This is a genomic window from Terrabacter sp. NPDC080008, from assembly GCF_040702505.1.
Classification (GTDB): Bacteria; Actinomycetota; Actinomycetes; order Actinomycetales; family Dermatophilaceae; genus Terrabacter.
In genome coordinates, this window is record NZ_JBFBLC010000002.1 from 308924 (window position 1) to 335191 (window position 26268).

General features: G+C 71.1%; 27 protein-coding genes. 15 read left to right on the forward strand and 12 right to left on the reverse strand.

Features of this window, described 5'->3' with window-relative positions:
* Window positions 1-131 precede the first annotated feature (131 nt).
* Window positions 132-1118, forward strand: a complete 987-nt coding sequence (locus tag AB0316_RS07390) for a carbohydrate kinase family protein (RefSeq protein WP_366271842.1) — start codon at window positions 132-134, stop codon at window positions 1116-1118.
* Between the two features lie 10 nt (window positions 1119-1128).
* Entirely contained in the window at window positions 1129-1803 is a 675-nt protein-coding gene (aat, locus tag AB0316_RS07395) for a leucyl/phenylalanyl-tRNA--protein transferase (RefSeq protein ID WP_366271843.1), read from the forward strand.
* On the opposite strand, the gene AB0316_RS07400 is transcribed toward aat, so the two are convergent.
* Together AB0316_RS07400 and AB0316_RS07405 are read right to left on the reverse strand one after the other, a co-directional pair.
* On the reverse strand, window positions 1772-2026 hold the full coding sequence (locus tag AB0316_RS07400; RefSeq protein ID WP_366271845.1) for a sulfurtransferase TusA family protein: 255 nt from the start codon (window positions 2024-2026) through the stop codon (window positions 1772-1774). The two genes, aat and AB0316_RS07400, sit on opposite strands and share 32 nt — an antisense overlap.
* On the reverse strand, window positions 2023-3243 hold the full coding sequence (locus AB0316_RS07405) for an aminotransferase class V-fold PLP-dependent enzyme (protein WP_366271846.1): 1221 nt from the start codon (window positions 3241-3243) through the stop codon (window positions 2023-2025). Before AB0316_RS07405 ends, AB0316_RS07400 begins: the two co-directional genes overlap by 4 nt.
* A gap of 196 nt (window positions 3244-3439) precedes the next feature.
* On the opposite strand from AB0316_RS07405, the gene coxB reads away from it, so the two are divergent.
* The 3 genes from coxB to AB0316_RS07420 are packed head-to-tail and all read left to right on the forward strand — an operon-like array spanning window position 3440 to window position 6552.
* On the forward strand, window positions 3440-4369 hold the full coding sequence (gene coxB, locus AB0316_RS07410; RefSeq protein ID WP_366271848.1) for a cytochrome c oxidase subunit II: 930 nt from the start codon (window positions 3440-3442) through the stop codon (window positions 4367-4369).
* Window positions 4366-6150 (forward strand): cytochrome c oxidase subunit I, encoded by a 1785-nt coding sequence (gene ctaD, locus AB0316_RS07415; RefSeq protein WP_366271849.1) that lies wholly within the window; start codon window positions 4366-4368, stop codon window positions 6148-6150. Before coxB ends, ctaD begins: the two co-directional genes overlap by 4 nt.
* 3 nt (window positions 6151-6153) lie before the next feature.
* Window positions 6154-6552 (forward strand): cytochrome c oxidase subunit 4, encoded by a 399-nt coding sequence (locus tag AB0316_RS07420; protein WP_366271850.1) that lies wholly within the window; start codon window positions 6154-6156, stop codon window positions 6550-6552.
* 85 nt (window positions 6553-6637) lie between these two features.
* Here AB0316_RS07420 and AB0316_RS07425 read toward each other — a convergent pair whose 3' ends face one another.
* The 6 genes from AB0316_RS07425 to AB0316_RS07450 all read right to left on the reverse strand — a co-directional run bounded on the left by AB0316_RS07425 (window position 6638) and on the right by AB0316_RS07450 (window position 12758).
* Entirely contained in the window at window positions 6638-7495 is an 858-nt protein-coding gene (locus AB0316_RS07425; RefSeq protein WP_366271852.1) for an NAD(P)-dependent oxidoreductase, read from the reverse strand.
* Window positions 7496-7760: 265 nt separating this feature from the next.
* Window positions 7761-8114 (reverse strand): metallopeptidase family protein, encoded by a 354-nt coding sequence (locus AB0316_RS07430; protein ID WP_366271854.1) that lies wholly within the window; start codon window positions 8112-8114, stop codon window positions 7761-7763.
* Between the two features lie 200 nt (window positions 8115-8314).
* The gene (locus AB0316_RS07435; protein ID WP_366271856.1) at window positions 8315-10075 is read right to left on the reverse strand and encodes a ubiquinol-cytochrome c reductase cytochrome b subunit; all 1761 of its coding nucleotides are present in this window, start codon (window positions 10073-10075) and stop codon (window positions 8315-8317) included.
* The gene (locus tag AB0316_RS07440) at window positions 10072-11181 is read right to left on the reverse strand and encodes a Rieske 2Fe-2S domain-containing protein (RefSeq protein WP_366271858.1); all 1110 of its coding nucleotides are present in this window, start codon (window positions 11179-11181) and stop codon (window positions 10072-10074) included. Before AB0316_RS07440 ends, AB0316_RS07435 begins: the two co-directional genes overlap by 4 nt.
* Window positions 11182-11230: 49 nt before the next feature.
* Window positions 11231-12034: a cytochrome c gene (locus tag AB0316_RS07445; protein ID WP_366271860.1), complete on the reverse strand. Its 804-nt coding sequence runs from the start codon at window positions 12032-12034 to the stop codon at window positions 11231-11233.
* 61 nt (window positions 12035-12095) lie between these two features.
* Window positions 12096-12758 carry a heme-copper oxidase subunit III gene (locus tag AB0316_RS07450; protein ID WP_366271861.1) on the reverse strand — a complete coding sequence of 221 codons (663 nt, stop codon included), beginning with the start codon at window positions 12756-12758 and terminating at the stop codon, window positions 12096-12098.
* 279 nt (window positions 12759-13037) lie between these two features.
* Here AB0316_RS07450 and AB0316_RS07455 point away from each other — a divergent pair, with 279 nt between their 5' ends.
* On the forward strand, window positions 13038-13514 hold the full coding sequence (locus AB0316_RS07455) for a response regulator (RefSeq protein WP_366271862.1): 477 nt from the start codon (window positions 13038-13040) through the stop codon (window positions 13512-13514).
* A gap of 2 nt (window positions 13515-13516) precedes the next feature.
* On the forward strand, window positions 13517-14569 hold the full coding sequence (gene trpD / locus AB0316_RS07460; RefSeq protein ID WP_366271864.1) for an anthranilate phosphoribosyltransferase: 1053 nt from the start codon (window positions 13517-13519) through the stop codon (window positions 14567-14569).
* An 85-nt stretch (window positions 14570-14654) separates the two neighbouring features.
* Here the strand turns inward: trpD and AB0316_RS07465 are convergent, their stop codons facing one another.
* Together AB0316_RS07465 and AB0316_RS07470 are read right to left on the reverse strand one after the other, a co-directional pair.
* Window positions 14655-14936, reverse strand: a complete 282-nt coding sequence (locus AB0316_RS07465) for an Lrp/AsnC ligand binding domain-containing protein (protein WP_366271866.1) — start codon at window positions 14934-14936, stop codon at window positions 14655-14657.
* 20 nt (window positions 14937-14956) lie between these two features.
* Window positions 14957-16744: a DEDD exonuclease domain-containing protein gene (locus AB0316_RS07470; protein ID WP_366271868.1), complete on the reverse strand. Its 1788-nt coding sequence runs from the start codon at window positions 16742-16744 to the stop codon at window positions 14957-14959.
* A 181-nt stretch (window positions 16745-16925) separates the two neighbouring features.
* Here AB0316_RS07470 and AB0316_RS07475 point away from each other — a divergent pair, with 181 nt between their 5' ends.
* Window positions 16926-17216 carry a hypothetical protein gene (locus AB0316_RS07475; RefSeq protein WP_366271870.1) on the forward strand — a complete coding sequence of 97 codons (291 nt, stop codon included), beginning with the start codon at window positions 16926-16928 and terminating at the stop codon, window positions 17214-17216.
* Window positions 17217-17328: 112 nt separating this feature from the next.
* Window positions 17329-18663 carry a hypothetical protein gene (locus AB0316_RS07480; RefSeq protein WP_366271872.1) on the forward strand — a complete coding sequence of 445 codons (1335 nt, stop codon included), beginning with the start codon at window positions 17329-17331 and terminating at the stop codon, window positions 18661-18663.
* 3 nt (window positions 18664-18666) lie between these two features.
* On the opposite strand, the gene AB0316_RS07485 is transcribed toward AB0316_RS07480, so the two are convergent.
* Window positions 18667-20457, reverse strand: coding sequence for an AMP-dependent synthetase/ligase (locus AB0316_RS07485; RefSeq protein WP_366271874.1), 1791 nt, complete (start codon window positions 20455-20457; stop codon window positions 18667-18669).
* 221 nt (window positions 20458-20678) lie between these two features.
* Here AB0316_RS07485 and AB0316_RS07490 point away from each other — a divergent pair, with 221 nt between their 5' ends.
* The 4 genes from AB0316_RS07490 to AB0316_RS07505 are packed head-to-tail and all read left to right on the forward strand — an operon-like array spanning window position 20679 to window position 23313.
* Window positions 20679-21134, forward strand: a complete 456-nt coding sequence (locus tag AB0316_RS07490; RefSeq protein WP_366271876.1) for an SRPBCC family protein — start codon at window positions 20679-20681, stop codon at window positions 21132-21134.
* Entirely contained in the window at window positions 21131-21625 is a 495-nt protein-coding gene (locus AB0316_RS07495) for a hypothetical protein (protein WP_366271878.1), read from the forward strand. The genes AB0316_RS07490 and AB0316_RS07495 overlap by 4 nt, the downstream gene beginning before the upstream one ends.
* Complete coding sequence (locus AB0316_RS07500; protein WP_366271880.1) at window positions 21622-22590, forward strand: ROK family glucokinase; 969 nt, start codon at window positions 21622-21624, stop codon at window positions 22588-22590. The genes AB0316_RS07495 and AB0316_RS07500 overlap by 4 nt, the downstream gene beginning before the upstream one ends.
* Before the next feature lie 39 nt (window positions 22591-22629).
* Window positions 22630-23313, forward strand: coding sequence for an endonuclease/exonuclease/phosphatase family protein (locus AB0316_RS07505; protein ID WP_366271882.1), 684 nt, complete (start codon window positions 22630-22632; stop codon window positions 23311-23313).
* Here AB0316_RS07505 and AB0316_RS07510 read toward each other — a convergent pair.
* On the reverse strand, window positions 23310-23948 hold the full coding sequence (locus AB0316_RS07510; RefSeq protein ID WP_366271884.1) for a hypothetical protein: 639 nt from the start codon (window positions 23946-23948) through the stop codon (window positions 23310-23312). The genes AB0316_RS07505 and AB0316_RS07510 overlap by 4 nt on opposite strands.
* 107 nt (window positions 23949-24055) lie before the next feature.
* On the opposite strand from AB0316_RS07510, the gene AB0316_RS07515 reads away from it, so the two are divergent.
* Window positions 24056-24958, forward strand: a complete 903-nt coding sequence (locus AB0316_RS07515; RefSeq protein WP_366271886.1) for a lysophospholipid acyltransferase family protein — start codon at window positions 24056-24058, stop codon at window positions 24956-24958.
* 3 nt (window positions 24959-24961) lie between these two features.
* Window positions 24962-26257 carry a DUF5931 domain-containing protein gene (locus AB0316_RS07520; protein ID WP_366271887.1) on the forward strand — a complete coding sequence of 432 codons (1296 nt, stop codon included), beginning with the start codon at window positions 24962-24964 and terminating at the stop codon, window positions 26255-26257.
* Window positions 26258-26268: the final 11 nt, after the last annotated feature.

The window sequence follows — 26268 nt, forward strand, 5'->3', positions numbered from 1 at the left end:
CAGGCAGCACCTGACGGAAGGGCCCGACCGCCACGGTCGGGCCCTTCCGCATACCCGGGCGGCGAGGGCGGGTGGTCGCGCGATCGTCGCGCGATGGTCGGGGCGACCCCCGGGCCGGGTAGGTTCGTCCCGTGCAGATCGCGATCACCGGTTCCATTGCCACCGACCACCTGATGACCTTCGACGGTCTCTTCGCCGACTCGCTCGTCGTCGAGCAGCTCGACAAGATCTCCCTGTCGTTCCTCACCTCGGACCTTCAGGTGCGTCGCGGAGGGGTGGCCGCCAACATCGCCTTCGGCATGGCCAACCTCGGCCAGCGACCGCTGCTCGTCGGCGCCGTCGGGGAGGACTTCACCGACTACCGCAGCTGGCTCGAGCGACACGGCGTCGACTGCGACGCCGTGCACTACTCCGAGTCGCAGCACACCGCCCGGTTCATCTGCACGACCGACCGTGACATGGCCCAGATCGCCACCTTCTACGCCGGCGCCATGACCGAGGCCCGCGACATCGAGCTGGCCCCGGTGGCCCAGCGCGTCGGCGGCCTCGACCTCGTCGTCATCGGCGCCAACGACCCCGAGGCGATGCTGCGCCACACCGACGAGTGCCGCTCCCGGGGCATCCCGTTCGCCGCCGACCCGTCGCAGCAGCTCGCCTTCTGCGACGGCCCGACGATCGAGCGCCTCATCGACGGTGCCGAGTACCTCTTCACGAACGAGTACGAGAGCCACCTCGCCTGCCAGAAGACCGGCTGGAGCGAGGACGAGCTCGCCGAGCGCGTCCGGGTGCAGGTCAAGACCCGCGGCAAGGACGGCGTCACCGTCCGGGTCCGCGGCGAGGAGCCGGTCGAGGTCAAGGTGGCCCGCGAGGTGCGCCGGGCCGACCCGACGGGTGTCGGTGACGCCTTCCGCGCCGGCTTCCTCACCGGGCTCGCCGTGCAGCTGCCGGTCCAGCGCTGCGCGGAGCTCGGCTCGATGCTGGCCACCTACGTCATCGAGACGGTCGGCACGCAGGAGTACGCCCTCGGCAAGAAGCGCTTCCTCGAGAGGATGGCCGAGGCGTACGGCCAGGACTGCGCGGACGAGATCGAGCCCCACATCTCCTGCCCCCGCCCCTGACGCCACGGCCGTGCCCACGCCACCACCGTCGACCTCCTGGGACTTCGGGCTCGACCGCGTGCCGGCCGGCGAGGACCTGGTGGGCATCGGCGCCGACCTGGAGGTGGCGACGCTCTACGAGGCGTACTCCGTCGGCGTGTTCCCGATGGGCATCGGTGACCACGGGGCCGAGCCGATCGGGTGGTGGTCGCCCGACCCGCGGGGCGTGCTGCGCCCCCGTGAGCTGAGGGTGAGCCGCTCGCTGCGCAAGGCGCTGCCGCACTTCGAGGTCCGGGTCGACACCGACTTCCTCGGCGTCGTCGAGGCGTGCGCGGCCCCCGACCGGGACGGCCGATGGATCACCCCGTCGGTCATCGAAGCCTACGTCGAGCTGCACGAGGCCGGGTGGGCGCACTCCGTCGAGGCGTGGCAGGACGGCCGGCTCGTCGGTGGGCTCTACGGCGTCGCGATCGGCGGTCTCTTCGCCGGTGAGTCGATGTTCCACCACGAGCGCGACGCCTCCAAGGTGGCCCTCGTGGGCCTGCGCGACCTGCTCCTGGCCGACGGGGACCCGCGGCGCCTCGTCGACGTCCAGTGGCAGACGCCGCACCTGGCCACGCTCGGCGTGCGGGAGGTGCCGCGCGAGGAGTACCTCGCGGTCCTGCCGACCGTGCTCAGTGCCCCGCTGCCACCGTGTTGGGCCTGACCACCTCGACGACGTATGCCGTGTGGTCGGCCTGCGGGCGCGCGCCGACGTAGCGGTGCCCCCGCATCCGACACCAGGCGGGCACGTCGTGAGCCGCCGCGGGATCGGTTGCGAGCAGCACGACCACAGCCACGTCCGGGCTCTCGCGCACGAGCGTGGCCAGGCGGATGACCGGCAGCGGGCAGCGCTCGCCGCGGGCATCGAGCACCGTCTCGGCCGTCACAGGCCCGCCACGCCCAGCTCGGCCCGCACGGCCGCGACGGTGGGCGCCAGAGCGGCCGTGAAGGCCTCGACGTCGTCCGCGACGGCGGGGGAGGCGGCGGGCAGTGGCAGGGTGACGCGGACGTTGCCGTGGGTCAGCACGCCCATGGCGGCGAGGACGTGGCTGGGCTCGAGGGTGCTGGAGGTGCACGCCGACCCGCTCGCGACGGCGAAACCGGCGCGGTCGAAGGCCCCGACCACGGCCTCGCCGTCGACGTAGAGGCTGGAGAAGGTCACCACGTGCGGCAGCCGGTCCTCCGGGTCGCCGACGACCTCGGTATCGGGCACCTCGGCCGCGGCGGCGCGGATCCGTGCGACGAGGGAGCGCGTCGTGCGCTCGTCCTCGGAGCGGGTCGAGGCGCTCTGCTGCCAGGCCTCGGCCGCAGCCAGTGCCAGCGGCACCCAGGGGGTGACCTCGGCTCGGCCGTGCTCCACGTCGGCGCGGGCGTCGGCCCACTGCCACCGCACGCCCTCACGCACGACGAGCAGGCCGAGGGGAGGTCCGCCCCACGACCGGGCATCACCGACGAGCACGTCCCAGTCGACAGGAACGTCGTCGCGGCCCAGGCCCGCCATGGCGTCGACGACGAGGGGTACGCCGTGTGCTGCGGCGAGATCCCGAGCCGCGCCCAGCGGCTGGCGCGTGCCCACCTCGCCGTTGGCGCTCTGCAGGGCCGCCACCACCGTCCCGGGGGCGGCCACCGCGTCCCGCCAGGCCCCGAGGTCCACGCGCCCGGCACCGTCCACGGCCACCTCGTCGAGCAGTGACCGGTCGTCAGCCGCGGCCGCCCTCGCGCGAGCAGGAACGAGCACCGCGGAGTGCTCGACCGCGGAGGCCACGGTGCGCGCACCACGCCGGCGGCCGGCATACGCCAGCCCGTCGACCGCCCGGGCCAGGGCGGCGGGGCCGCTGGGCAGGAAGCTCACCTCGGCCGGTCGCACCCCCAGGCCCGCGGCCAGCACCTCGCGCGAACGGTCGAGCAGGGCACGCGCCCGGCGTCCCTCGGCGTGCAGCCGGTCGGGGTCCGCCCAGCCGACCTCGACCGCTGCCCGGAGCGTCTCGCGGGCCACGGGGTGGAGGGGGCCGGCGGCCGCGTCGAGCAGCCGCCGAGGCGGTGGGACGGGCCCGTCGTCGCGGGCTCGGGACGGCGGCTGGGGCGTGGGTAAGGGGGTCTGCATGGAGGCCGACGCATCGGGTCCAGGGTTCGTGCCCGGATCGTGACTAGCCACCCCGCAACGTTAGCCGCCCCCTCCGGACGGCGTGACGAATGGGGCGGTAGGGTTGCGCCGTGGGTCCTGCTGGCCCTATGGATTGACGCGAACTAGCTCGACGCGCGCGACGCGCGCCCATGTACTTGAACGAAAGGTGCACCTGGTGCCTGAGCACGAAGACACCCCAGCGGCCACTCCCGTGGTGACGTCGGTGGTGGCGAGGACCGGGCGCCGACGCCTGGTCGGCACTGCCGGCATCGCGGGGCTCGCGGCGCTCGCCCTCGGCGGCTGCAACACGCAGGTCTCCGACGGCTTCCTGCCGCCGGCGGCCTCCGACACCGCCCGGCGCGTGACGGACCTGTGGATCCCCAGCTGGATCGCCGTGCTGGCCGTCGGTGCCATCACGTGGGGTCTGATCCTCTACGCCGCCATCCGCTACCGCCGTCGCAAGGACGACGACGGCAGCCTGCCGGTGCAGCTGCGCTACAACGTGCCGCTCGAGATCCTCTACACCGTCATCCCGGTGTTCATGATCGCCGTCTTCTTCTACTACACGGCCCGCGACGAGTCGGCCCTCGTCGACACGAGCACCAAGAAGGACCTGACGATCAGCGTCGTCGCCAAGCAGTGGAGCTGGGACTTCAACTACGTCGACTCCGACGTCCACGAGACCGGCGTCCACACCGAGCTCGACGGCACCACCGGCAAGCGCGCCGAGATGCCGGTGCTCTACCTGCCGGTCAACAAGCGCGTCCAGTTCGTGCTCAACTCCCGCGACGTGGTCCACAGCTTCTGGATCCCCGCGTTCATCATGAAGATGGACATCATCCCGGGCAAGACCAACGGCTTCCAGGTCACGCCCACCGAGGTCGGCACGTTCCAGGGCAAGTGCGCCGAGTTCTGCGGCGCCTACCACTCGCAGATGCTGTTCATGGTCAAGGTCGTCCCGCAGAACGAGTACGACCAGGAGATGGCTCGCCTGAAGTCCATCGGCAACGAGGGCCTCATCCCCGTCGACGTCAGCCGCGAGTCCATGGTCTCCGGCGACATCCAGAAGATCCCTGCACCTGCCCGGACTGAGAGCAACCGATGACTTCAGCAACGCTCAACCGCGAGGCCCCCGTCACGGGCGTGAGGGCCGCCCGGCCGCGCCTGTCCAAGGGGCAGACGTTCGTCAAGTGGGTGACGACGACCGACCACAAGGTCATCGGCAACCTCTACTTCATCACGTCGTTCATCTTCTTCCTCTTCGGTGGCGTGCTGGCCCTGCTCATCCGCGCCGAGTTGATGGCGCCGGGGCTGCAGGTCGTCGACAACGTCGACCAGTACAACCAGCTCTTCACGATGCACGGCACGATCATGCTGCTGCTCTTCGCGACGCCGCTCTTCGCCGGCTTCGCCAACGCCGTGATGCCGCTGCAGATCGGTGCCCCCGACGTCGCGTTCCCGCGCCTCAACATGTTCGCCTACTGGCTCTACCTCTTCGGTGGCCTCATCGCCTCGGCGGGCTTCCTGACGCCGCAGGGCGCCGCGTCCTTCGGGTGGTACGCCTACGCACCGCTGTCCGACGCCAGCTACACGCCAGGACTCGGCGGTGACCTGTGGGTCTTCGGCCTGGCCCTCGCCGGCTTCGGCACCATCCTCGGTGCGGTCAACTTCATCACCACGATCATCTGCCTGCGCGCTCCCGGCATGACGATGTTCCGGATGCCGGTGTTCACGTGGACCGTCCTGGTCACCTCGCTGCTGGCGATCCTCGTCTTCCCGATCCTCGCCGCTGCGCTCTTCGCGCTCGGTGGCGACCGTCGGTTCGGGATGCACATCTTCGACCCGCAGAACAACGGGGCGATGCTGTGGCAGCACATGTTCTGGTTCTTCGGTCACCCCGAGGTCTACATCATCGCCCTGCCGTTCTTCGGCATCATCAGCGAGGTCATGCCGGTCTTCTCCCGCAAGCCCATCTTCGGCTACAAGACCCTGGTCTTCGCGACCATCGCGATCGCCGCGCTGTCGGCGAGTGTCTGGGCGCACCACATGTACGCGACAGGGCAGGTGCTCCTACCCTTCTTCGCGGTCATGACGATGTTGATCGCGGTGCCCACCGGCGTGAAGTTCTTCAACTGGATCGGCACGATGTGGGGCGGCAAGGTCGTCCTCGCCACCCCGATGATCTGGGCCATCGGCTTCCTCGTGACGTTCCTCTTCGGCGGCCTGACCGGCATCATCCTGTCGAGCCCGGCGCTCGACTTCCACCTCAACGACAGCTACTTCGTCGTCGCACACTTCCACTACACCGTCTTCGGCACCGTGGTGTTCGCGATGTTCTCGGGCTTCTACTTCTGGTGGCCCAAGCTGACCGGCCGGATGCTCGACGAGACGCTCGGCAAGATCCACTTCTGGATGCTGTTCATCGGGTTCCACACCACCTTCCTCATCCAGCACTGGCTCGGTGTCGAGGGCATGGCCCGTCGCTACGCCGACTACCTGCCGGAGGAGGGGTTCCAGGCGGCCAACATCGTCTCGAGCCTCGGTGCCTTCCTGCTGGGCGCCTCGATGATCCCGTTCATCTACAACGTCTGGAAGACGTGGCGTCACGCCCCGCTCGTGGAGTCCGACGACCCGTGGGGCTACGGCGCCTCCCTCGAGTGGGCCACCTCCTGCCCGCCGCCGCGGCACAACTTCACGTCGCTGCCGCGGATCCGCTCCGAGCGTCCCGCCTTCGACCTGCACCACCCCGAGGTTGCTGCGGGCCACGCACCGATCGCCGACCAGGGCACGCTCGTGCAGGTTATGGGTCCGGCCGACGTGCACGGTGGGCACGAGGCACCCGGTGCGCACAGCGGCACCACCGAGACCGAGAACCGGGAGCACTGACCGATGCGCATCGAGACCAAGCTCTTCCTCTACCTGGTCGGCTTCTTCATCCCGGTGACGCTGATCTACGGCTTCTGGTCCAAGTGGGAGCCGATCGGCACCACGGCCCTGACGCTGAGCGCGCTGCTCTTCGCCCTCACCGGCTTCTACCTCTGGATGACCGGCAAGAAGCTGCCGCTGCGTCCCGAGGACAATGCCGCCGGTGAGATCGAGGACGCCGAGGGCAACTACGGCTACTTCGTGGCCAGCTCGTGGACCCCGCTGTGGGTCGCAGGTTCCGGCGCGATCATGTTCGCCGGACTGGCCGTGGGGTGGTGGCTGTTCATCATCGGCGCCTTCTTCGCCATCGTCGCCGTCTGCCTCTGGGTGTTCGAGTCCTTCTCCGGCGAGTACTCCATCTGAGCGTCCTGTCGCGGCCGTGAGCCCGCCTCGGGCCCACCACGAGCGCAGAGGGCCCCGGTCGTCGACCGGGGCCCTCTGGCGTGTCTCAGGCCTGGATCTCCCGGTGCCAGCCGTGCCTTGGCTCGAACCCGATGAGGCGTCGCGCCAAGGCGTTGGAGAGCAGGGTCTCGCGTCCGGTGAGAGCTGCCCTGACCTCGACGTCGGGGAACACCTCAGCGAGAAGCTCGGCGCTGGGGCGTTCCATGATCGTGTCGTCGTTCGCGATGATCACGTTCACCGATCCGGTCGTCTCCGCCTCGAGGGCGTTGCGGCACGACGCCGCGGCGTCCCTCACGTCGATGTAGCCCCAGAGGTTCCACATCCGGCCGGTGGGGTCGTGCTGGAACGAGGGCACCGCGCGGTAGTCCTCGTCGGTGAAGATGTTGCTGAACCGGAGCCCGACGAAGGGGATGCCGCTCCAGGCGCTGATGTGCTCGGCCATGGTCTCCGAGAGCACCTTCGACAACGCGTACGTCGACTCCGGGTGCGGGTAGTGCTCCTCGTCGACGGGGGCGTATCGCGGGGGAGTGTCAGGACCGAACGCCAGGCCGAGCGTGGTCTCGCTGGAGGCCCACACGACCTTGGCCAGACCGAGAGTCTGCGCCGCGAGGAAGACGTGGGCATTCATCGTCGTGTTCTCGGTCAGCGTCCGCGCCGCCGGCCGCAGCCCTGGTGCGGGGATGTTGGCCAGGTGCACGACGGCATCGGCGCCGCTCAGCACGTCGACCACCTGGCCCTGGTCGGTCAGGTCGGCGCGGACGAAAGGGACATCGAGGCCGTGCGGGGCCGGGACCACGTCGGTGGCGCAGACGTCATAGCCGTGCGCGCGCAGCTCGGCGACGGCGGCTCGGCCGGCCTTGCCGGCAGCGCCGGTCACCACGACCTTGTCGGGGGAGCTCGTCATTCCTGCACCCTAGCCGCAGGACTGTCGGGGGCCGGGGGCGGGGACGCGCGAAGGGGAAGGCCGTTAGGGCCTTCCCCTTCGATCAGTCGTGAACCTTCACGGGCCGAGCGGCTCGCAGTGCGATCGTGTGGGAGACACCATCTTCGTCGCGCACCTCCATCCGATCGGTTGACGGTTCCTCGACGGTAGCCCCGAGGGGTGCCGATGGGAAGAGTCCGGCCCAGCCGAGTGTCGAAAGTGTCCCCGATGGGAGACGACCGGGCGCTCAGCCCCAGCCGAGCTCGTGCAGGTGGGCGTCGTCGATGCCGAAGTGGTGAGCGATTTCGTGGACGACCGTGACGGCGATCTCCTCCCGCAGCTCCTCAGGGGTGGAGCACATTCGCTCCAGCGGTCCCTGGAAGATCGTGATGCGGTCGGGCAGGGCCCCCGCGTCCCACCAGCTGCCGCGCTCGGTCAGGGGCGTGCCGTCGTACACCCCGAGCAGGTCGGGGTCGTCCGCAGGCGGCTCGGGCTCGACGAGGACCACCACGTTGTTCATCGCCTGCGCGAGCTCCACGGGGATGGCGTCGAGGGCATCGCCCACGGCCTCCTCGAACTGCTCGTCGGACAGGTGGTGCATGGGCCGAGTCTGTCACGAGGCGGCTGGAGGGCTGGTGCAGGTCCGTGGCCCTCAGGCCGGTCCGTGGCGGGCGGGGGACGGGCGGGGGACGGGCGGGGGAGCCTGCCGGCCCCAAGCGGTATGTTGTCCCCGCTGACACGACGAGAGGGACCTCCCTGGGGAGGTCCCTCTCGTGTTGGCCGTGCGTGAGCGGTGAGGCCTCAGCCGCGGTGCTTGTCGGCCTTGATGGTCTCGCGCTCCTGGCCGGCACCTGCAGCCTCGATCGCCTCGTGCTCTCCGGTGAGAGCGGCTGCGTGGTCGTGCTCGTGGTGGGCGGCCTCGAGCTCGGCCGGGGTGGCGGGCGGCACCCGGTCCTTGAAGTAGAACCTCGAGAACTTCGCGCGCAGACGCTGCTTGCGGGCCACCGGGTTGTCGACGCCGTTCGCGTCGGTGGCGGCGGCCAGCTGCAGGGGAGCAGGGGCCTCGTGCTGCACGAGGGCCCAGCGCTCCTCGGGCGTCAGCGGGGCGTGGATCTCCTCGAAGCGACCGTCGGCGTAGCGCCAGATCGTGCCGGTCTCGCGGCCGTGGAGGACCTTCTGGCGGTCGGCGCGCTGCAGGCTGAGGCAGATGCGCTTGGTGATCCAGAAGCTGATCGGCGGTGCGATGAAGAAGAGCAGGCGCAGCATCTGCGTGATGTCGTTGATCGACAGGTGCAGCTTGATGGCCATGAGGTCGTTGCCGGCCGCCATGAAGAGCACGACGTACATCGAGATGCCGGCGACGCCGATCGCGGTGCGGGTGGGCGCGTTGCGCGGGCGGTCGAGCAGGTGGTGCTCACGCTTGTCGCCGGTGACCCAGGCCTCGACGAACGGGTAGGCGCCGATGATGCCCCACATGATCGGCAGGAGCAGGATCGAGCCGGGGAAGATGTTCATGCTCCAGGTGAAGCCGAACGTCTCGAACTCGAGCCAGCCCGGGAGCAGGCGCAGCGCGCCGTCCGCGAAGCCCATGTACCAGTCGGGCTGGGATCCGGCGGTGATCGCCGAGGGGTCGTACGGCCCGTAGGCCCAGATCGGGTTGATCGTCACGACGGCGGAGATCAGCGCGATCACGCCGAACACGATGAAGAAGAACCCACCGGCCTTGGCGATGTAGACGGGGAGCAGCGGGTAGCCGACCACGTTGCGGTTGGTGCGGCCCGGTCCGGGGAACTGGGTGTGCTTGTGCACGAAGACCAGCAGGATGTGCGCCGTGAAGAGGCCCACGAGGATGGCGGGGATCAGCAGCACGTGTGCCGAGTAGAGGCGCGGGATGATCGCCTCGCCGGGGAAGGCGCCCCCGAAGATGAAGTAGGCCATGTAGGAGCCGATGACGGGCACCGACTGGACGAAGCCGTTCATGGCGCGGATACCGGTGCCGGAGAGCAGGTCGTCAGGCAGTGAGTAGCCGGCGAAGCCCTCGATGCAGGCGAGCATCGACAGGATCGTGCCGAAGACCCAGTTGATCTCGCGCGGCTTGCGGAAGGCACCGGTGAAGAAAACGCGGGCCATGTGCACGAAGACCGAGACGATGAAGATCAGGGCGGCCCAGTGGTGGATCTGCCGGATCAGCAGACCACCACGGATGTCGAACGAGATACCCAGGGTGGAGCGGTACGCGTCGGAGACGGTCACGCCCTGCAGCGGGACGTAGGAACCGTCGTAGACGACAGGGCTGGCGCTCGGCACGAACCAGAACGTCAGGAACGCCCCGGTCAGCAGGCAGATGATCATCGAGTACATCGCGATCTCGCCGAGCATGAACGACCAGTGGTCGGGGAAGACCTTCTTGGCCAGGAACGAGACGCCCTTGGCGGCGCCGAGGCGGTCGTCCATCCAGCCGGCGATGCCTCCCAGAGGCTTCTCGGCGGCAGCTCGTTCGTCGGCCTGACGGTCGCCGGCGCGCAGGGCGTCGGCGGGACGGGACTCGTGAATGGTGCTCATCGGGCACGCTCCCAGAAACTCGGTCCCACGGGCTCCAGGAAGCCCTGGGGGGCGACGAGGTAGCCCGCGTCGTCGACGGTGATCTTGAGTTGCGGCAGCGGCCGACGGGCCGGGCCGAAGATGACCTTGCAGTCCTCCGTGACGTCGAAGGTCGACTGGTGGCACGGGCAGAGCAGGTGGTGCGTGGTCTGCTCGTAGAGGCCCACGGCGCAACCGACGTGCGTGCAGATCTTTGAGTAGGCGACGGTGCCGTCGACGCCCCAGTCCTTGGCCTTCTGCACCGTGATGAGGTCCGGGTCGAGGCGCATCAGGATGACGGCGGCCTTGGCCTTCTCCTCGAGGACGTCCTTGCCCTCGTCGAGGTACTTCTGGAGGGTCTCGGGCATCACGTGGAAGACGGAGCCGTTCGTGACCTCCTCGAGGCGGATCGGCGTCATCTCCGGGTCACGCATGAGCCGGATCGGCTTGCCGTCGTTGTACTTGGGATCCCAGATCGTCTCCTTGAGCTCCCCGACGTTGACCGGTCCGAGGGAGCCGACGACCTGCAGGCCGAGGGGGAGTGCGAACAGGCCCAGGGCACCGCCCAGGGAGTACTTGATGAGCGGTCGACGCGAGATCTGCGTCGAGGCGACGCCCTCGCTGACCGTGGCGACCGCCTTGGCGCGCTGCTCGGGCGTCGAGGCCTGCTCGTGACGCTCCTCGACCATCTCGACGTCGGACATCAGGGTCTTGGCCCAGTGGACCGCCCCGATGCCGATGAGGAAGATCGCGACGCCGAGGGAGAGGCCCAGGACGACGTTCTGCGTCTTGGCCAGGCCGATGCCGGGGAAGAAGAAGGTCGCCTCGTCGGGGATCGCGAAGTAGCTCACGAGGAAGACGAGGGTGGCCACCATGGACAGGCCGAACATCGTGGCGACCTGGCGCTCGGCGCGCTTGGCGGCCGCCGGGTCGTCGTCCGCGGCGCGGTGCACGTGCGGCGGCAGGCCGGGGTTCTCGAACCGGTCCTGGTCGGGGATGAGGTACGCCGGGAGGACGTCGCTCTCGTGGCTGCTCGCCGGGACGAGGGAGGCGCCCGGTGCGGGTTCCGTGGTCTCGTGGTCGTTCATCGGGAAGTGGTCCTGTCGTCGTTCGTGAGCGAGCCGTCGCGGCGGGGGCTCATGCGGCCTTCTTGCCGAGCCAGACGGCGCAGCCGATGAGGATGCCCAGGCCGAACACCCAGGCGAACAGGCCCTCGGAGACCGGACCGAGGTTGCCGAGCGTGAGGCCGCCGACGTTGGTCTCGGACTCCTGCGCCTTGAGGTAGGAGATGACCTTCTGCTTCGCCTCGGGCGAGATGTTCATGTCGTTGAAGACCGGCATCGACTGCGGTCCGGTGACCATGGCCTCGTAGATGTGCTTCGGCGAGGTGTTCTGCAGCGACGGGGCGTACTTGCCGCGCGTCAGGGCGCCGCCGGCACCCGCGAAGTTGTGGCACATGGCGCAGTTGACGCGGAAGATCTGGCCGCCCTCGGCGATCGCCTTGTTGTTCTCCGGCGTGCCGGGCTGGATCACCGTCGTGTACTTCGAGTCCGGGACCGAGGGGCCGGGGCCGAGCGAGGAGACGTAGGCGGCGAGTGCGGCGATCTGCTGGTCGTCGAACTTCACCTTGTTGACCGGCGCCTGCACGTTCGGGCCGGGCAGCGGCATACGGCCGGTGCCGACCTGGAAGTCGACGGAGGCGGCGCCGACACCGACGAGCGAGGGGCCGGACTTCGTGCCCTGGGCCTGCACACCGTGGCACGTGGCGCAGTTGGCGACGAAGAGGTCCTTGCCCTGGGCCGTCACGTCGGCCGTGGGAGCCGCGGCGTTGGCGTCCTTCGGGGCGAAGAAGGAGTAGGCGCCACCGGTGACGAGCAGGCCCAGCAGCAGCAGCACCGCGATCGCGGCGGGGTGTCGGCGTCGGGCGGCCAAGGCGTTCACTGTTGGTTCCTGTCGTCCGTGGAGAGGGTGTTCGAGATCGTCTGCGTGCTCATGCGCCGGCTCAGCGCAGGATGTAGATCGTCGCGAAGAGGGCGATCCACACGACGTCGACGAAGTGCCAGTAGTAGGAGGTCACGACAGCGCCGGTGGCGTTGGCGTGGGTGTAGCGCCGCGTGGTGAAGGTGCGGGCGATGATGAGCAGGAACGCGATCAGGCCGCCGGTCACGTGCAGACCGTGGAAGCCGGTCGCCATGTAGAAGACGGAGCCGTAGGCGTCGGAGCTCAGCGTGATGTTGTCGCGGGTCAGCTCGGAGTACTCCATGACCTGGCCGGAGATGAAGAAGGCGCCGAAGAGGTAGGTCAGGACGTACCACTCGCGCATGCCCCAGCCGCGCAGGTCGAGCAGCCGGCCGGTGCGGGCCTTCTGGCCGCGCTCGGCCTTCCAGACACCCAGCTGGCACCACACCGAGGAGATGACGAGCACGAGCGTGTTGATGCTCGCGAAGGTCACGTTGAGCTTCTCGGTGTGGGTCGCCCAGAGGTCGCCGCGGACCGACTTCAGCTGGAAGTACACGGCGAAGAGGCCCGCGAAGAACATGAGCTCGCTGGAGAGCCACACGATGGTGCCGACGGCGACCATGTTGGGCCGGGTCGCGGGCCCGTGATGGGCCGAATTCGCCACGGTGCTTGAAGGAACTGCCGATGCTGTCGCCACGTTGGACATTATTCCCACATTCAGGTCCGGCTACGCGAGCGCCCCCCCGAAGGGAACGCCTGGTCGCGCAGGTGTAGAGGGTTCGTGACCGTTTCGACACGAACCCTGAACAGCCGCCGAGGCCGTCCGGTGCCTACCCTCCCATGCCCCGCGCGAGGGTTTCGAACAGGTGCCACCTTCAAGGTGTGACCGCTTGTTCCGGGTGCGCCGGGACCCCCGGAGGAGGCACGCGATCGGCGCGGCGAGGTGCGTGAGGGAGGTGTTCGGGGTCCCGGTAGCATCGGGCGCATGACCGCCTCGAACGACAGCGCAGCGCAGGGCACGTCCAACACCGTCGCGACGACCGGCTCGACCGGCTCGAGCCGCCCGGTGGCCCAGGTCAGCGTGCTCCTCTACAGCGACGACATCACGACCCGCGACGCCGTGCGGGCCGCGGTCGGTCGCCGTCCTGCGCGTGACGTGGAGGTCGTGCGCTGGCACGAGTGCGCCACGGCCGACGCCGTGATCAGCGCGGTCGACAACGACCGGTTCGACATCCTCATCCTCGACGGTGAGGCCGCCAAGGTGGGCGGCCTGGGCCTGGCTCGGCAGCTGAAGAACGAGATCTTCCGGTGCCCCCCGATCATCGTGCTGACGGGTCGCCCGCAGGACAGCTGGCTCGCCGCCTGGTCGCAGGCCGACCTCGCCGTCCCGCACCCTCTCGATCCGATCGCGCTGACGTCGGCTGTTGCCACGCTCGCCCGACCGGGCGTGCCGACGGCCTGAGCATGCCGGCAGACGCTCCCGCGACCTGGCCTGCCCTCCTCAGCGCCCTGATCGCCGGCCACGACCTCGACCGGGCGACCACCGAGTGGGCGATGTCCCAGATCATGACGGGGGAGGCGTCACCGTCCCAGGTCGCCGGCTTCCTCGTGGCTCTGCGCGCCAAGGGCGAGAGCGTCGAGGAGATGCTCGGTCTGGCCGAGCAGATGCTCGCGCACGCGCGGCGCATCGAGGTGCCCGGCCCGAGCCTCGACATCGTCGGCACCGGTGGCGACCGGGCGCACACGGTCAACATCTCCACCATGGCCTCGATGGTGGTGGCTGCCGCCGGGGTGCGCCTCGTCAAGCACGGCAACCGGGCAGCGTCCTCGTCCTCGGGCTCGGCCGACGTCCTGGAGGCACTGGGGGTCGACCTGTCGCTCCCGCCCGAGCGCGTGGTCGAGGTGGCGTCCGAGGCGGGCATCACGTTCTGCTTCGCGCAGACCTTCCACCCATCCTTCCGTCACACCGCCGTGGCGCGACGGGACCTGGGCATCGGCACCGCCTTCAACTTCCTGGGCCCGCTGACCAACCCGGCGCAGCCGACGTATGCGGCTGTGGGCTGCGCTGACGCCCGCATGGCGCCGCTGCTGGCTGGCGTCTTCGCGGATCGCGGCAAGGATGCTGCCGTGTTCCGCGGTGACGACGGCCTCGACGAGGTCACGGTCTCGACGACGACGCACGTCTGGTGGGTGCGGGAGGGCGTCGTGACGGAGCGCTCGCTCGACCCGACCCGTCTCGGCCTGGCGCTGCACCCGATCGAGGCGCTGCGCGGCGGCGACGCGGCTCACAACGCTGGGGTCGTCCGCGACGTCTTCTCGGGTGCGTCCGGCGCGGTGCGTGACGCGGTGCTGCTCAACGCCGGCATCGCGCTCGCGCTGACCCGACCCGACTCCGGGCCGGCCCAGACCGACTTCGAGGCCGACGTGCGCGCTGGCATGGATGTCGCCGCCCAGGCCATCGACAGCGGGGCCGCGGCCGCGCTGCTCGACCGCTGGGTCGCGGCGACCCGAAGCTGAGCGCAGCCGGGCCGCAGCGCTCCCGAACGCAGGCGGCGGGAGGAGGGAAGGCCTCCGAGACGGGCCCCGCCCCTCGGCGTGCGGGCTACTCCTCGAGGCCGAGGCTGAACGCCGCCTCGAGGTCGTGCGAGGAGTAGGTGCGGAAGGCGATGTGCGTCGACGTGCCGACGATGCCCTGGACCTTGTTGAGGCGATCGGCGATGACGTCGGCGAACTCCTCGTGGGCCTTGACCCGCACCATGGCGATGAGGTCCGCGTCGCCGGTGACCGAGTAGACCTCCGAGACGGCGGGGATGTCCGCGACGGCCTCGGCGACCTCGGGGATGCGGTCGACCTCGCAGCTGATCATGACGATGGCGGTGATCACGGGAGCCACCCTAGCCGGGGCTAGACCGCCCGGCGCAGGGCGCTGCCGGTCCGGTGTGCGCGTGCGCCGTGCCGGCGGGGTCCTGCGCTCGCGGCCGGCACGTCGTTGTCGAACCCGATGGCGTCGTGCGCGGAGGCCACAGCGGGCTCGAGCCGGCTGCGGATCAGGCCCGCGCCTCCGACCGGGCAGGTCCACGACCCGTCGAGCTCGACGATGCGCACTCCCGGAGACTCGAGCCAGCGCAGGAGGATCTCGGTCTCCTCGGTCAGGGCCGGCGGGTGACCGGGTCGCGGGGTGGGCACGACCTCGGCGGTGGCCTGCATGGCATCGATGTAGGGCATGGGGTCGGCCCCGCGCGGGCTCACGGCAGTGCCGGCGAGCCTGCCGTGGCGGATGCTCACCAGCTCCCAGCCGCCGAGGTCGCTGCGGCGTGCCGCGACGACCTCGGGGGAGCGGACGAGCGGGGCGAGCCGCTGCGCCCGGGCAGCCCCGCGCACGAGCTGTAGAAACCTGTCGCGCACGCGGGAGGCGTCCTCGAAGCGCTCCTGCGAGGCGAGCTCCTCGAGACGGCCCTGCAGCAGCTCGGCCGTGGGGCGGGCGTCGCCCGCGAAGATGGCGCGGCAGTCGTCGACGACCACGGCGTAGTCGCCCTCGCTCTGGGCGCCGGTGCACGGAGCGCCGCACCGCCCCATGTCGGCGAGCGCACAGGCGGTGCCGCGACCGGTGAGCCGCCCGGTGCACTGGCGCAGGGGCACCACCTCGTGGACGGCGTCGATCGCAGCCTGGGCGGTGGCGCGGGACCTGAACGGCCCGATGTGGTGGGCGCCGTCGTCGCTGACCCTCTTGACGATGGACAGCCGTGGGAAGCGCTCGTGCGTCAGCCTGACCCAGACCCCGGACTGGCCGTGCTTGGAGCGGCGGTTGAACCGCGGCTTGTGCTCGTCGATGAGGCGCAGCTCGCGGACCTGCGCCTCGAGTGCGGTCTGGCAGACGACCGGGTGCACCACCTGGGCCAGCCGCACCATCTCGGCCATGCGGCTGCGCTGCTCGGAGGCGGTGAAGTAGGTGCGCACCCGCGCGCGGATGTCCTTGCTCGTCCCGACGTAGAGGACCCGGTCGTTGCCGTCCTTGAAGAGGTAGACGCCCGGGGCGCTCGGCAGCGGGTCGGCCAGGAACCGCTTGCGGCGCTGGGACGGTGTCACCCGTGAGCTGTAGCTCGAGAGCTCCTCGAACGTGTGCACCCCGAGGTTGCCCACCCGCTCGATGAGCCCGTGGAGGACGTCGACGGTGGCCCGCGCGTCGTGGAGTGCACGGTGGTCGGGCGTGGTCGGCGAGCCGAAGACCTGGGCGAGGGAGGAGAGCCGGTGGTTGGGGGACTCGTCGCGCACGACGAGCTGCCGCGCCAGCTGCAGCGTGTCGAGCACGGGAAAGCCCGGCCAGGCGGCCCCCACGCGTGCCGCAGCCGCCTTGAGGAAGCCGATGTCGAAGCCGGCGTTGTGGGCCACCAGCACGCTGCCGGCGGCGAACTCGAGGAACGCGGGCAGGGCGCTGTCGATGCGTGGCGCGTCCCGCACCATCGCGTCGGTGATGCCCGTGAGGACCGAGATGAACGCCGGGATGGGCTCCGACGGGTTGACCAGGGTCTGGAACTCGCCGAGCACCTCACCGGCCCGGACCTTGACGGCGCCGATCTCGGTGATGCCGCACTGTGCCGGCGTGCCGCCGGTGGTCTCGAGGTCCACGACGACGAAGGTGACGTCGGCCAGGGAGGTGCCGAGGTCGTCGAACGTGGACTGGATCGCCTGCATGCCCTGGACCGTATGCCGGGCCACCGACAACGGCGTGAAGGCGCGGCCGGGCGGCACTGCGCTGCAGGCATCCTCGTCCACCGCCCTCTCGGGGCAGCGGGTCGTCCCCGCGGGGGCTGTCGGTGGCTGGACCTAGCGTCTCTCCTGACAGATCGCAAGGAGAGACGAAAGGTGGACCAGGATGCTCGTCGACTGCCAGACCTGCCCCGTGCGGGACGTCCACTGCGCGGACTGCATGGTCACCGCGCTGACGGCGATTCCCATGCGCCCCGGCGCCAGTGCGTCCGGACCCGACCCTCACGAAGGAGATCGGTTCGACACCCGCACGGTGCCGCTCGACCGGGCCGAGCGGCGCGCCGTCTCCGCGTTCCTGGCGGCAGGACTCGTCACCACGGCCGTTGCCAACGCCGCGCGAGCCGAGGTCACGTCAGCGGGTCACGCCGCCGGTCACGCCACCCGTCGGGCGGTGTGAGGGCGCGGCGAGCCCAGTGCACGCTGTGCGGCGCGACCCAGGCCGGACGCCGTGACACCATGACGCGATGCGGAGTGACACCTGTCGTCCTCGGTCCGGGCGGTCAATCGCAGTGGTCTCCGCGCTCATCCTGTCGCTGACGGCGTGCACCTCGTGGTCGGTATCTCCTGACGCCCCGGCACCCACCGCCACCACGTCAGCCGTCGGCACTGCGAGCGCCGCGGCCCCGCCGACGGAAACCGCGTCCACGTCAGGCGGCGACATCGACCCCTCGCAGTGGGCGGCTGCCCGACAGAGCGCAGTCGCCGACCTCGTCCGCCGACGCCTCGCTGCCCTCGAACACTCCGACCGCACCGGTTGGCTCGCTGCACTCGACGGCGCCGCGGACGATTCCCTTCGCCGCACGCAGGCCGCCGTCTTCGACCGGATGACCCGGATGGGCGCCGGCGACTTCGTCGTGACCGACCTGGAGGAGAGCACCCCGCCGGTTCCTGCGCCCCGGACCGTCCCGGTCGAGTGGGACGCGCGGGCCAGCCTCACGTACCGGCTGCGCGGGTTCGACACGGCGCCACGGGCCTTCGACCTCGACCTCACCTTCAAGGCCGGTCCCGGTGCTCCGACGCGGCTCGTGGTGTCCGGGTGGGCCCCCTCCGGGCGACCACAGCCGTGGGACCTCGACGGCCTGGTCGTGCGACGGTCCCCGAGTGCGATGGTGCTGGCCGTCGGCTCCCCGGCCCGGGTCGACGAGGTCGCCGCACGAGCCGCGACCGCCGCCGCACGCGTCGCGGCTGTCTGGGGATCGGCCCGGCCCGCGGTGTGGGTGGCTCCTGCCACGGACGCGGATGCCGCCCGCCTGCTCGGTCGGACCTCCGCCGATCTCGGAGAGGTGGCCGCGGCCACGGAAGGCCCGCTGACCCCCGGACAGCACGCCGGCGCCGACCGCATCGTCCTGGTCCCGGGCGCCTGGACGTCGCTGCAGCCTGCCGGACGCGACGTCGTCATGACGCACGAGCTGACCCACGTGACCGTGCGAGCAGCGACGACGCAGGCCGTCCCCCTCTGGCTGTCCGAGGGCTTTGCGGAGCTGGTCGCGTACGCACCGATCGACCTGCCCGAGGGGAAGATCGTCGCCCCAGCCCTGCGGCACGCGAGGTCTGCCGGACTTCCGCGTATGTTCCCGGCCGACGCCGACTTCGAGCCGGGCACCGCCTCGCTGCCGTCGGCATACGGCCTCTCACTGCTCGCGCTGCGGACCCTGGCGGATGCCCATGGGACGGCCGCCGTCGTACGCCTCTACCAAGCTGCGGCCGGCGGCCTCGACGTGCGGACCGACCGGGTCGGTGACGGCGAGGCGGCCGTGGACGACGCGCTGCAGGCCGTGCTGCACACCGACCGTGCCGCCGTCGTCCGCGCGTGGCAGGCGCGCATCGCCCGGCTGCTGCGCTGAGGCTCAGGCGTAGAGCTTCTCGACCTCGTCGCCGAAGTCCTTCATGACGACGTTGCGCTTCAGCTTCAGCGACGGGGTGAGGTAGCCGTTCGCCTCGGTGAAGTCGCCGGCGAGCACCGCGAACTTGCGGATCGACTCCGCCTTGGACACTGCCTCGTTGGCGCGGTCGACCGCCTCCTGCAGCGCCTCGAGCACCTTCGGATGGGTGCGGGCCTGCTCGAGGCTGACGCCCTCCAAACCGTGGCTCTTGGACCACAGCGGCCACATCTCCTCGTCCAGGGTGAGGAGCACACCGACGAACGGCTTCTGGTCACCGACGACGATGCACTGCGAGACGAGCGGGTGGGCACGCAGCCGGTCCTCCAGCACGGCGGGTGCGACGTTCTTTCCACCGGCCGTCACGAGGATCTCCTTCTTGCGGCCGGTGATGCGCAGGTAGCCGTCGTCGTCGAGCTCACCGACGTCGCCGGTGTGGAACCAGCCGTCGACGATTGCGTCGGCAGTCGCGGCGGGGTTGCCGTGGTAGCTGGTGAAGACACCGACTCCCTTGAGCAGGACCTCGCCGTCCTCGGCGATTCGGATGCCGGTGCCGGGCAGTGGCGGTCCGACGGTGCCGATCTTGATCTTGTCCGGGGTGTTTACCGCGACGGGTGCGGTGGTCTCGGTGAGGCCGTAGCCCTCGAGGATGACCACGCCGATGCCGCGGTAGAAGTGCCCGAGCCGGGTGCCGAGGGGAGCGCCGCCGGAGACGGCGTAGCGCACGTTGCCACCCATGGCGGCCCGGAGCTTGCCGTAGACCAGGCGGTCGAAGACGGCGTGCTGCAGGCGCAGGCCCAGCCCGGGGCCTCCCGCGTCGAGGGCCTCGCTGTAGGCGATGGCCACCGTCGCGGCCCGCAGGAAGATCTTGCCCTTGCCCTCCGCCGACGCCTTGGCCTCGGCGGAGTTGAAGATCTTCTCGAAGACGCGGGGCACGGCGAGCACGAAGGTCGGCTGGAAGCCGGCGAAGTCGTCGAGGAGCGTCTTGATGTCGGCCGAGTGACCCATCCGCGCCTTGCCGGCCACGCACAGCACCTCGATGAAACGCGCGAAGACGTGCGCGAGGGGCAGGAAGAGCAGCGTGGAGGCGTTGTCGGTCAGCACGACCGGGCCGAGCTTCTGGATGGCGTTCTCGGCCAGGTCGAGGAAGTTGCCGTGCGTCAGCTCGCAGCCCTTGGGCCGCCCGGTCGTGCCGGAGGTGTAGATGATCGTGGCGACGGAGCGGCGGTCGAGGCCGGCCCGGCGTGCGCTGAGCTCGTCGTCGGACACCTCCGAGCCCTTGCCCCGCAGCGCGTCGAGACCGCCCTCCTCGATGGTGACCACGGGGCCCAGCGAGGGGAGGTCTCCGCGCAGCTGGTCGACCACGCCCCGGTGCGAGGGCGTCTCGACGACGACCAGCCGGGCATCGGAGTCGGAGAGGATCCACTGGACCTGTTCGGGGGAGGAGGTCTCGTAGACGGGCACCAGCACGGCCCCGGCCGTCCAGGCGGCGAAGTCGAGCAGGGTCCACTCGTAGCGGGTGCGCGACATGAGGGCGATCCGGTCGCCGGGGGCGACGCCCTCGGCGACGAGGCCCTTGGCGACGGCCGTGACGTCGTCGGCGAACTGCGACCAGGTCAGGTGCGTCCACCCACCGGAGGGCGTCTTGCGGGAGAACGCCGTCTCGGCGGGCGACTCGGCCGCGTTGCGACCGGGCAGGTCCGCGAGGCTGCCCTCGGTTGTGACAGGGGCGAGTGGTGCGACGACGTTGTCCTTCAACTGTCACTCCTCGTGGGGGCGGGAACCTGGGCTGCACCATACCGACGGGTAACCGTGCGTGGTACGTCAGCATGGTCACAGGCGGGTCAGGTGCGGACGAGGTCCGTCGGTTCCGGCTGCCGTCCTGCCATCCTGTCACGCAGCGCAGCCGCGGTGGCGGCGACGGGGCACGCCGGCGGCGGGACCGGTGCGGCCGGGGACGACGCGATAGCCTTCCGCGCATGGCCGATCGCACGGAGTCCTCCATCGTCATCGACGCACCCCCCGGCGAGGTGCTCGACGTCATCGCGGACTTCGAGGCCTACCCCGAGTGGGCGGGCGAGGTCAAGGACGTGACGGTGCTCGCCGAGGAGGGTGACGGCTGGGCCGACCAGGTCCAGTTCACGCTCGACGCAGGCGCCATCAAGGACACCTACGTCCTCGACTACGACTGGGACGTCGTCGAGGACGGCACGGGCGTCGTGTCGTGGTCACTGGTCTCGGCGCAGGTGCTCAAGACGATGAACGGCTCCTACACCCTGGTGGGCGACGGCACGGGCACGAAGGTGACCTACCGGCTCGCCGTCGACGTGAAGATCCCGATGATCGGCCTGCTCAAGCGCAGGGCCGAGAAGGTCATCGTCGACACCGCGCTCAAGGAGCTGAAGAAGCGCGTCGAGGCCTCCGACCGCGCGTGACGCCCATCGACCCCTCCGAGCACCCGCCTGCTCCGGCCGGAGGACCTGACGCGCCTCCGGTCGGGAGCGTCGCGCAGGAGGCGGCGCTGCTCGTCGACCTGCTCTCCCGCGGCGGCTGGTCGGGCCTCCCGGGTATGCCGGCCGCCGACTCGGGCCCCCACGCGAGCTCTGCCGACCACGACCACCGTGACGAGCGCGGTGGCGACCACCGCGAGGACCGCCGGAATGACCGCGACGACCGCGGCCAGGACGGGAAGCCCGGCGCGACGCGACCGTGCACCTGCGGCGGGACGACGCCGAGCGCCTGCCGGGTCTGCCCGGTGTGCCAGCTCGTCGCGTTCGTGCAACAGGTCAACCCGGACACCATCGAGAAGGTCGCCGACCTCGTCGGGTTCGCGGCCACCGCGCTGCACGACCTCGCGACGGCGCAGCGCGAGCGCCAGGCGGCCAAGGACGGGGACGACGGCGCAGGACCGGAGGGCGGGGCATGAGCAGGCGGCTGGCCATCGGCATCGACATCGGCGGCACCAAGGTCGCCGGCGGGGTCGTCGACGAGTCGGGGACCATCCTCCATCGCACCCGCCGGGACACCCCGCACCGCTCGACCTCGCCGTCGGTGGTCGAGGACACCATCGTCGAGTCGGTGCAGGAGCTGCTGCACCGGGTGGAGCCCAGCGACGTCGTGGCCGTCGGCATCGGCGCGGCCGGCTTCGTCGCGGAGGACCGGGCCACCGTCGTCTTCGCGCCGCACCTCTCGTGGCGCAAGGAGCCCCTGCGCGCAGCCCTGTCCCAGCGCATCGACCTGCCGATCACGGTCGACAACGACGCGAACGCCGCGGCCTGGGCCGAGGCGACCTTCGGTGCCGCTCGGGGGGAGTCGCACGTCGTCGTGATCACGCTCGGCACCGGCATCGGCGGCGCCCTCATCATCGACGGCCGGGTGCAGCGGGGCCGCCACGGCATCGCCGGCGAGTTCGGCCACATGCAGATCATGCCGGGCGGTGTGCGCTGCGAGTGCGGCAACCGCGGGTGCTGGGAGCAGTACGCGAGCGGCAACGCCCTCGTGCGGGAGGCCCGGGCCATGATCGAGGCCGGGTCCCCGGTCGTCGCGGACCTGCTCGCCCGGCTCGGCGGTGACTCGAGCGGCCTCACCGGTCCGTTCATCACCGAGGCGGCCCGCGACGGTGACCCCACCGCCCGGGAGCTGCTGGCCGACATCGGCGAGTGGCTCGGGGTGGGCCTGGCCAACCTCGCATCGGCGTTCGACCCCGGCCTGTTCGTCATCGGCGGCGGCGTCAGCGCGGCCGACGAGATGCTCATCGGCCCCGCCCGCGAGGCCTTCCGCCGGCAGCTGCCCGGGCGCGGCTACCGTCCCGAGGCGCGCATCGTGCGAGCGGTGCTCGGCAGCGACGCCGGCCTGATCGGCGCGGCCGAGCTGGCCCGCGCCGGTCACTGACCGGTGGGGCCGAGCCGGCACCCGCACACGCTGCGGGTGATGAGCTACAACCTCCACGACCTGCGCGACGACCGAGCGGCGGCCGCACGCATCGTCCGTGCCGTGGCCCCCGACGTGCTGTGCGTCCAGGAGGTGCCGAGGAGGCTCACGACCGAGCTGCGGGTGCCGCGCTTGGCCCGGGCCTGCGGTCTGGTCTGGCACCGCCGGCGCCTCGGCACGGGCGGCACCGCCGTGCTGACCGCTCCCGGCCTCACGGTGCACGAGGTGCTCCGCGGCCGCCTGCCCGTGCGCTTCCCCGACCGCACCCGCGGGTATGCCGCTGCGACCGTCTCGCTGCCGGGTGACGGCCCGAGGACGTCCCCTGTCACGGTCGCCAGCATCCACCTCGGGCTGAAGCCGGCCGAACGGGCGCGTCACGCTGCGGCCGTCCTCGAGCGGCTGGGGGAGCGAGCCGTCGTCGCGGGGGACCTCAACGAGGGACCGGGCGGCACGGCATACGCCATCGTCGCCGAGCGCTACCCCCTCGCATCGTCCGGCGCGCCGACGTTCCCGGCGCGACAACCGACAGCAGCACTCGACGCGGTGTTCGCGGCAGCGGCGCTCCGGGTGCTCCCCACGGACCCGGTGCCCCTCGACCTCCGTGATCTCGAGGCGGCGTCCGACCACCGCCCGGTCTGGGTCGACCTCGACGTGTCCGCGCCCGCGCCAGGGCGACCGGGCTAGATGCGGGTGCCGTCGTCGAAGGGGTCCCGCTCGGTGCCGCCCCGCAGCACCAGCAGGACGAAGCCGACGACGACCATGGCGACGCCCGTGACGACCCACCAGCCGCTGCCGTCGCGGTCGAAGAACAGCAGGTAGAGCAGCAGGAGCGGGCCGCCCGCCAGGCCGACGACGATCGCCCAGAACATCGGGTCGTTCTCGGCCGAGGGCAGGTCGATCTCCGACGGGGGGATGAAGTGCTCGTCGTCGTCGACCCCGCCGTCGGCTTCCTCGCCGGCATCCCCACCCGCGGTGCTGCCGCGCCACACGTGCGCCGTCGTGGGGGCGATGGGCAGGTCCAGCTGGCCGGACGGGGCCGGCAGCGCCGATGAGGCGGAAGGCCCCGCGGCGGCCGAGGTCTCGGTGACTGCCGCGCCCTGGGCTGTGGGCCGGTCCGTGCCGCCCGGCCCGCGCGGCTCGCTGTCCGCAGCGGGCGACCCGGACTCGGCCGGACCGACAGAGCCGGCCGGGTCACCGGGAGCGTCCGCCTCCGGCAGGACGTCGTCCGTCGACGGTCGGCGCAGCTGCGGGTCCGGCGCCTCGTCGTCCCAGCCGGCGATGATGCGGGCGAACTCGGCGTCGAGGTCACGATCACTCACGACGGCTCCTGGGGCGAAACGACTGGTTGCGATGATCCTCGCATGCAGCGCCCGGCCCGCGCGAGTGACGTAGAGTTCGACCGGTCACAGATGGAAGGCGGACACGGTTGTTCTACTGGTTCCTCAAGACGATCGTCATCGGGCCGATCATCAAGCTCCTCTTCCGTCCGTGGGTCGAGGGCGAGGAGAACATCCCCGAGGAGGGTGCCGCGATCTTCGCGAGCAACCACCTGTCGTTCTCCGACTCCATCTTCCTGCCGCTCGTCGTCTCGCGCCGGGTGACCTTCCTCGCCAAGAGCGACTACTTCACCGGCCGCGGCATCAAGGGCCGGCTCACCGCAGCCTTCTTCAAAGGCGTCGGTCAGCTGCCCGTCGACCGTTCCGGCGGCAAGGCGAGCAACGCCGCCCTCAACTCGGGCCTGAAGGTCCTGCGGCGCGGCGAGCTGCTCGGCATCTACCCCGAGGGCACCCGCTCACCCGACGGGCGCCTCTACCGCGGCCGCACCGGCGTCGCCCGGATGGCGCTCGAGGGCAAGGTCCCCGTGATCCCGGTCGCCATGATCGGCACCGACAAGGCCCAGCCCACCGGAAAGGTCATCCCGCGGATCATGCGGGTTGGGGTGCGGGTCGGCAAGCCCCTCGACTTCTCGCGCTACGAGGGGATGGAGGACGACCGGTTCGTCCTGCGCTCGATCACCGACGAGATCATGTACGAGCTGATGCTCCTGTCCGGCCAGGAGTACGTCGACATGTACGCCACCTCGATGAAGGACCGGCTCGTGCAGGCCGCTCGCGCCAAGGCCCGCGAGCTGCAGGAGGCGGCCAAGCCGGGCACGGCAGCGCCGGAGCTCGAGGCAGCCCTCGACGCGGCCGAGGGCAAGGTCCGCGCCGAGGAGTCCAGCGCCGCCGCGGACGTCGCGTACGCCGACGCCGGTAGCGACGCCGGCGGAGACGTGGTCCACCACGACGACCACGACGAGGGGGACACTCCCGTCGTGGCGGCCTCCTGAGCCATGGCCGCCGGCTCGGCCCTGCCGGGCGCGCGCCCCGGAGACGGGCCTGACGTCCAGGCCGCCTCAGTCGGCCGGGTCCTCGCCGACGAGCACGCCGTCGTACGAGGGCTCTGGCGGGTCATCGACGTCTTCCGCTGGCTGGCGCTCGCGTATGCCGTGTGGTCGGCCTGGGAGCGCCGTGACGCGATCGCGCACCCCGCCACCGCAGTCGCCGTCCTCGCGGTCCTCGCGGCGTGGACCCTGGCCGTCACCCTCCGCCCGGTGCGCGATGTGCGCGCCTACTCGGTCGAGCTCGCCATCGGGTGTGCCGCGATCCTCGCGACCCGGCTCGTCGACGACCCCGCAGTCATCACAGCCGGCGCCAAGACGGTCCCCTCCATCTGGCCCACCGCAGCGGTCGTCGGCTTCGCCGTGCTCCGCGGCTGGCGGGGCGGTCTCGTGGCGGCCGCGATCGTCGCGGCGTGCTCGTTCGTCGAGGTCGTTGAGCCGACGCCCAACACGTTCACGAACTCGATCTTCGGGCTGATGCTCGGCGGCTGCCTCGGCTACTGCGTCGACCTCGCCCGAGCCAGCCACGCGGCCCTCGCGGAGTCGATGCGCCTCGATGCCGCCCGGGCCGAGCGCGACCGGCTCGCGCGTACCGTCCACGACGGGGTGCTGCAGACCCTCGCCTTCATCAACCGGCGGGCCGGCGACCTCGGTGGCGAGGCTGCCCGGCTCGGTGCCATGGCGGGGGAGCAGGAGCGCATCCTGCGCACCCTCGTGAGCCAGACCGACCTTGCCGAGGTCGGACGCGCGGTCAGCGGGGACGCCGACCTGCGTGGGCTGCTGCGCCACATCGAGCGCGAGGACGTGCAGCTCGTGTCGCCCGCCGACCCGGTGCTGCTGCCGCGACGCACGGCCGACGAGCTGGTCGCCGCCGTCGAGGCAGCGCTCGACAACGTGCGACAGCACGCCGGGGCGGGGGCGCGCGCCTGGGTCCTCGTCGACGGCGACGACGACCAGGTCGAGGTCACGGTCCGCGACTCCGGCACGGGCGTGCCACCGGGCCGGCTGCAGGAGGCGGCGGGGCAGGGCCGGCTCGGGGTGTCCTCGAGCATCCTCGGGCGGCTCGCCGATCTCGGCGGCAGCGCCACCGTCACCTCCGGACCCGCAGGCGGCACGACGGTCGAGATGCGCGTCCCCATCCCGCAGTCCCGGGGCCGAGACCGCCGCCGCAAGGATCACCTCGAGGGCCCCGACCGCTCCGACCGCCCGACTCCCCAGTCCGACACCCACGTTCGAGGAGCATCGTGACGAGACAGCAG

Excerpts from the sequence above, each read along its gene's own strand:
- AB0316_RS07450 (WP_366271861.1), bottom strand. The coding sequence starts at position 12,758 with ATGTCCAACGTGGCGACAGCATCGGCAGTTCCTTCAAGCACCGTGGCG.
- AB0316_RS07455 (WP_366271862.1), top strand. The coding sequence starts at position 13,038 with ATGACCGCCTCGAACGACAGCGCAGCGCAGGGCACGTCCAACACCGTC.
- AB0316_RS07430 (WP_366271854.1), bottom strand. The coding sequence starts at position 8,114 with ATGCACCACCTGTCCGACGAGCAGTTCGAGGAGGCCGTGGGCGATGCC.
- AB0316_RS07505 (WP_366271882.1), top strand. The coding sequence starts at position 22,630 with ATGAGCTACAACCTCCACGACCTGCGCGACGACCGAGCGGCGGCCGCA.
- AB0316_RS07490 (WP_366271876.1), top strand. The coding sequence starts at position 20,679 with ATGGCCGATCGCACGGAGTCCTCCATCGTCATCGACGCACCCCCCGGC.
- AB0316_RS07520 (WP_366271887.1), top strand. The coding sequence starts at position 24,962 with ATGGCCGCCGGCTCGGCCCTGCCGGGCGCGCGCCCCGGAGACGGGCCT.
- AB0316_RS07425 (WP_366271852.1), bottom strand. The coding sequence starts at position 7,495 with ATGACGAGCTCCCCCGACAAGGTCGTGGTGACCGGCGCTGCCGGCAAG.
- AB0316_RS07405 (WP_366271846.1), bottom strand. The coding sequence starts at position 3,243 with ATGCAGACCCCCTTACCCACGCCCCAGCCGCCGTCCCGAGCCCGCGAC.
- AB0316_RS07440 (WP_366271858.1), bottom strand. The coding sequence starts at position 11,181 with ATGAACGACCACGAGACCACGGAACCCGCACCGGGCGCCTCCCTCGTC.
- ctaD (WP_366271849.1), top strand. The coding sequence starts at position 4,366 with ATGACTTCAGCAACGCTCAACCGCGAGGCCCCCGTCACGGGCGTGAGG.
- AB0316_RS07500 (WP_366271880.1), top strand. The coding sequence starts at position 21,622 with ATGAGCAGGCGGCTGGCCATCGGCATCGACATCGGCGGCACCAAGGTC.
- AB0316_RS07420 (WP_366271850.1), top strand. The coding sequence starts at position 6,154 with ATGCGCATCGAGACCAAGCTCTTCCTCTACCTGGTCGGCTTCTTCATC.
- AB0316_RS07470 (WP_366271868.1), bottom strand. The coding sequence starts at position 16,744 with ATGCAGGCGATCCAGTCCACGTTCGACGACCTCGGCACCTCCCTGGCC.
- AB0316_RS07475 (WP_366271870.1), top strand. The coding sequence starts at position 16,926 with ATGCTCGTCGACTGCCAGACCTGCCCCGTGCGGGACGTCCACTGCGCG.
- AB0316_RS07435 (WP_366271856.1), bottom strand. The coding sequence starts at position 10,075 with ATGAGCACCATTCACGAGTCCCGTCCCGCCGACGCCCTGCGCGCCGGC.
- trpD (WP_366271864.1), top strand. The coding sequence starts at position 13,517 with ATGCCGGCAGACGCTCCCGCGACCTGGCCTGCCCTCCTCAGCGCCCTG.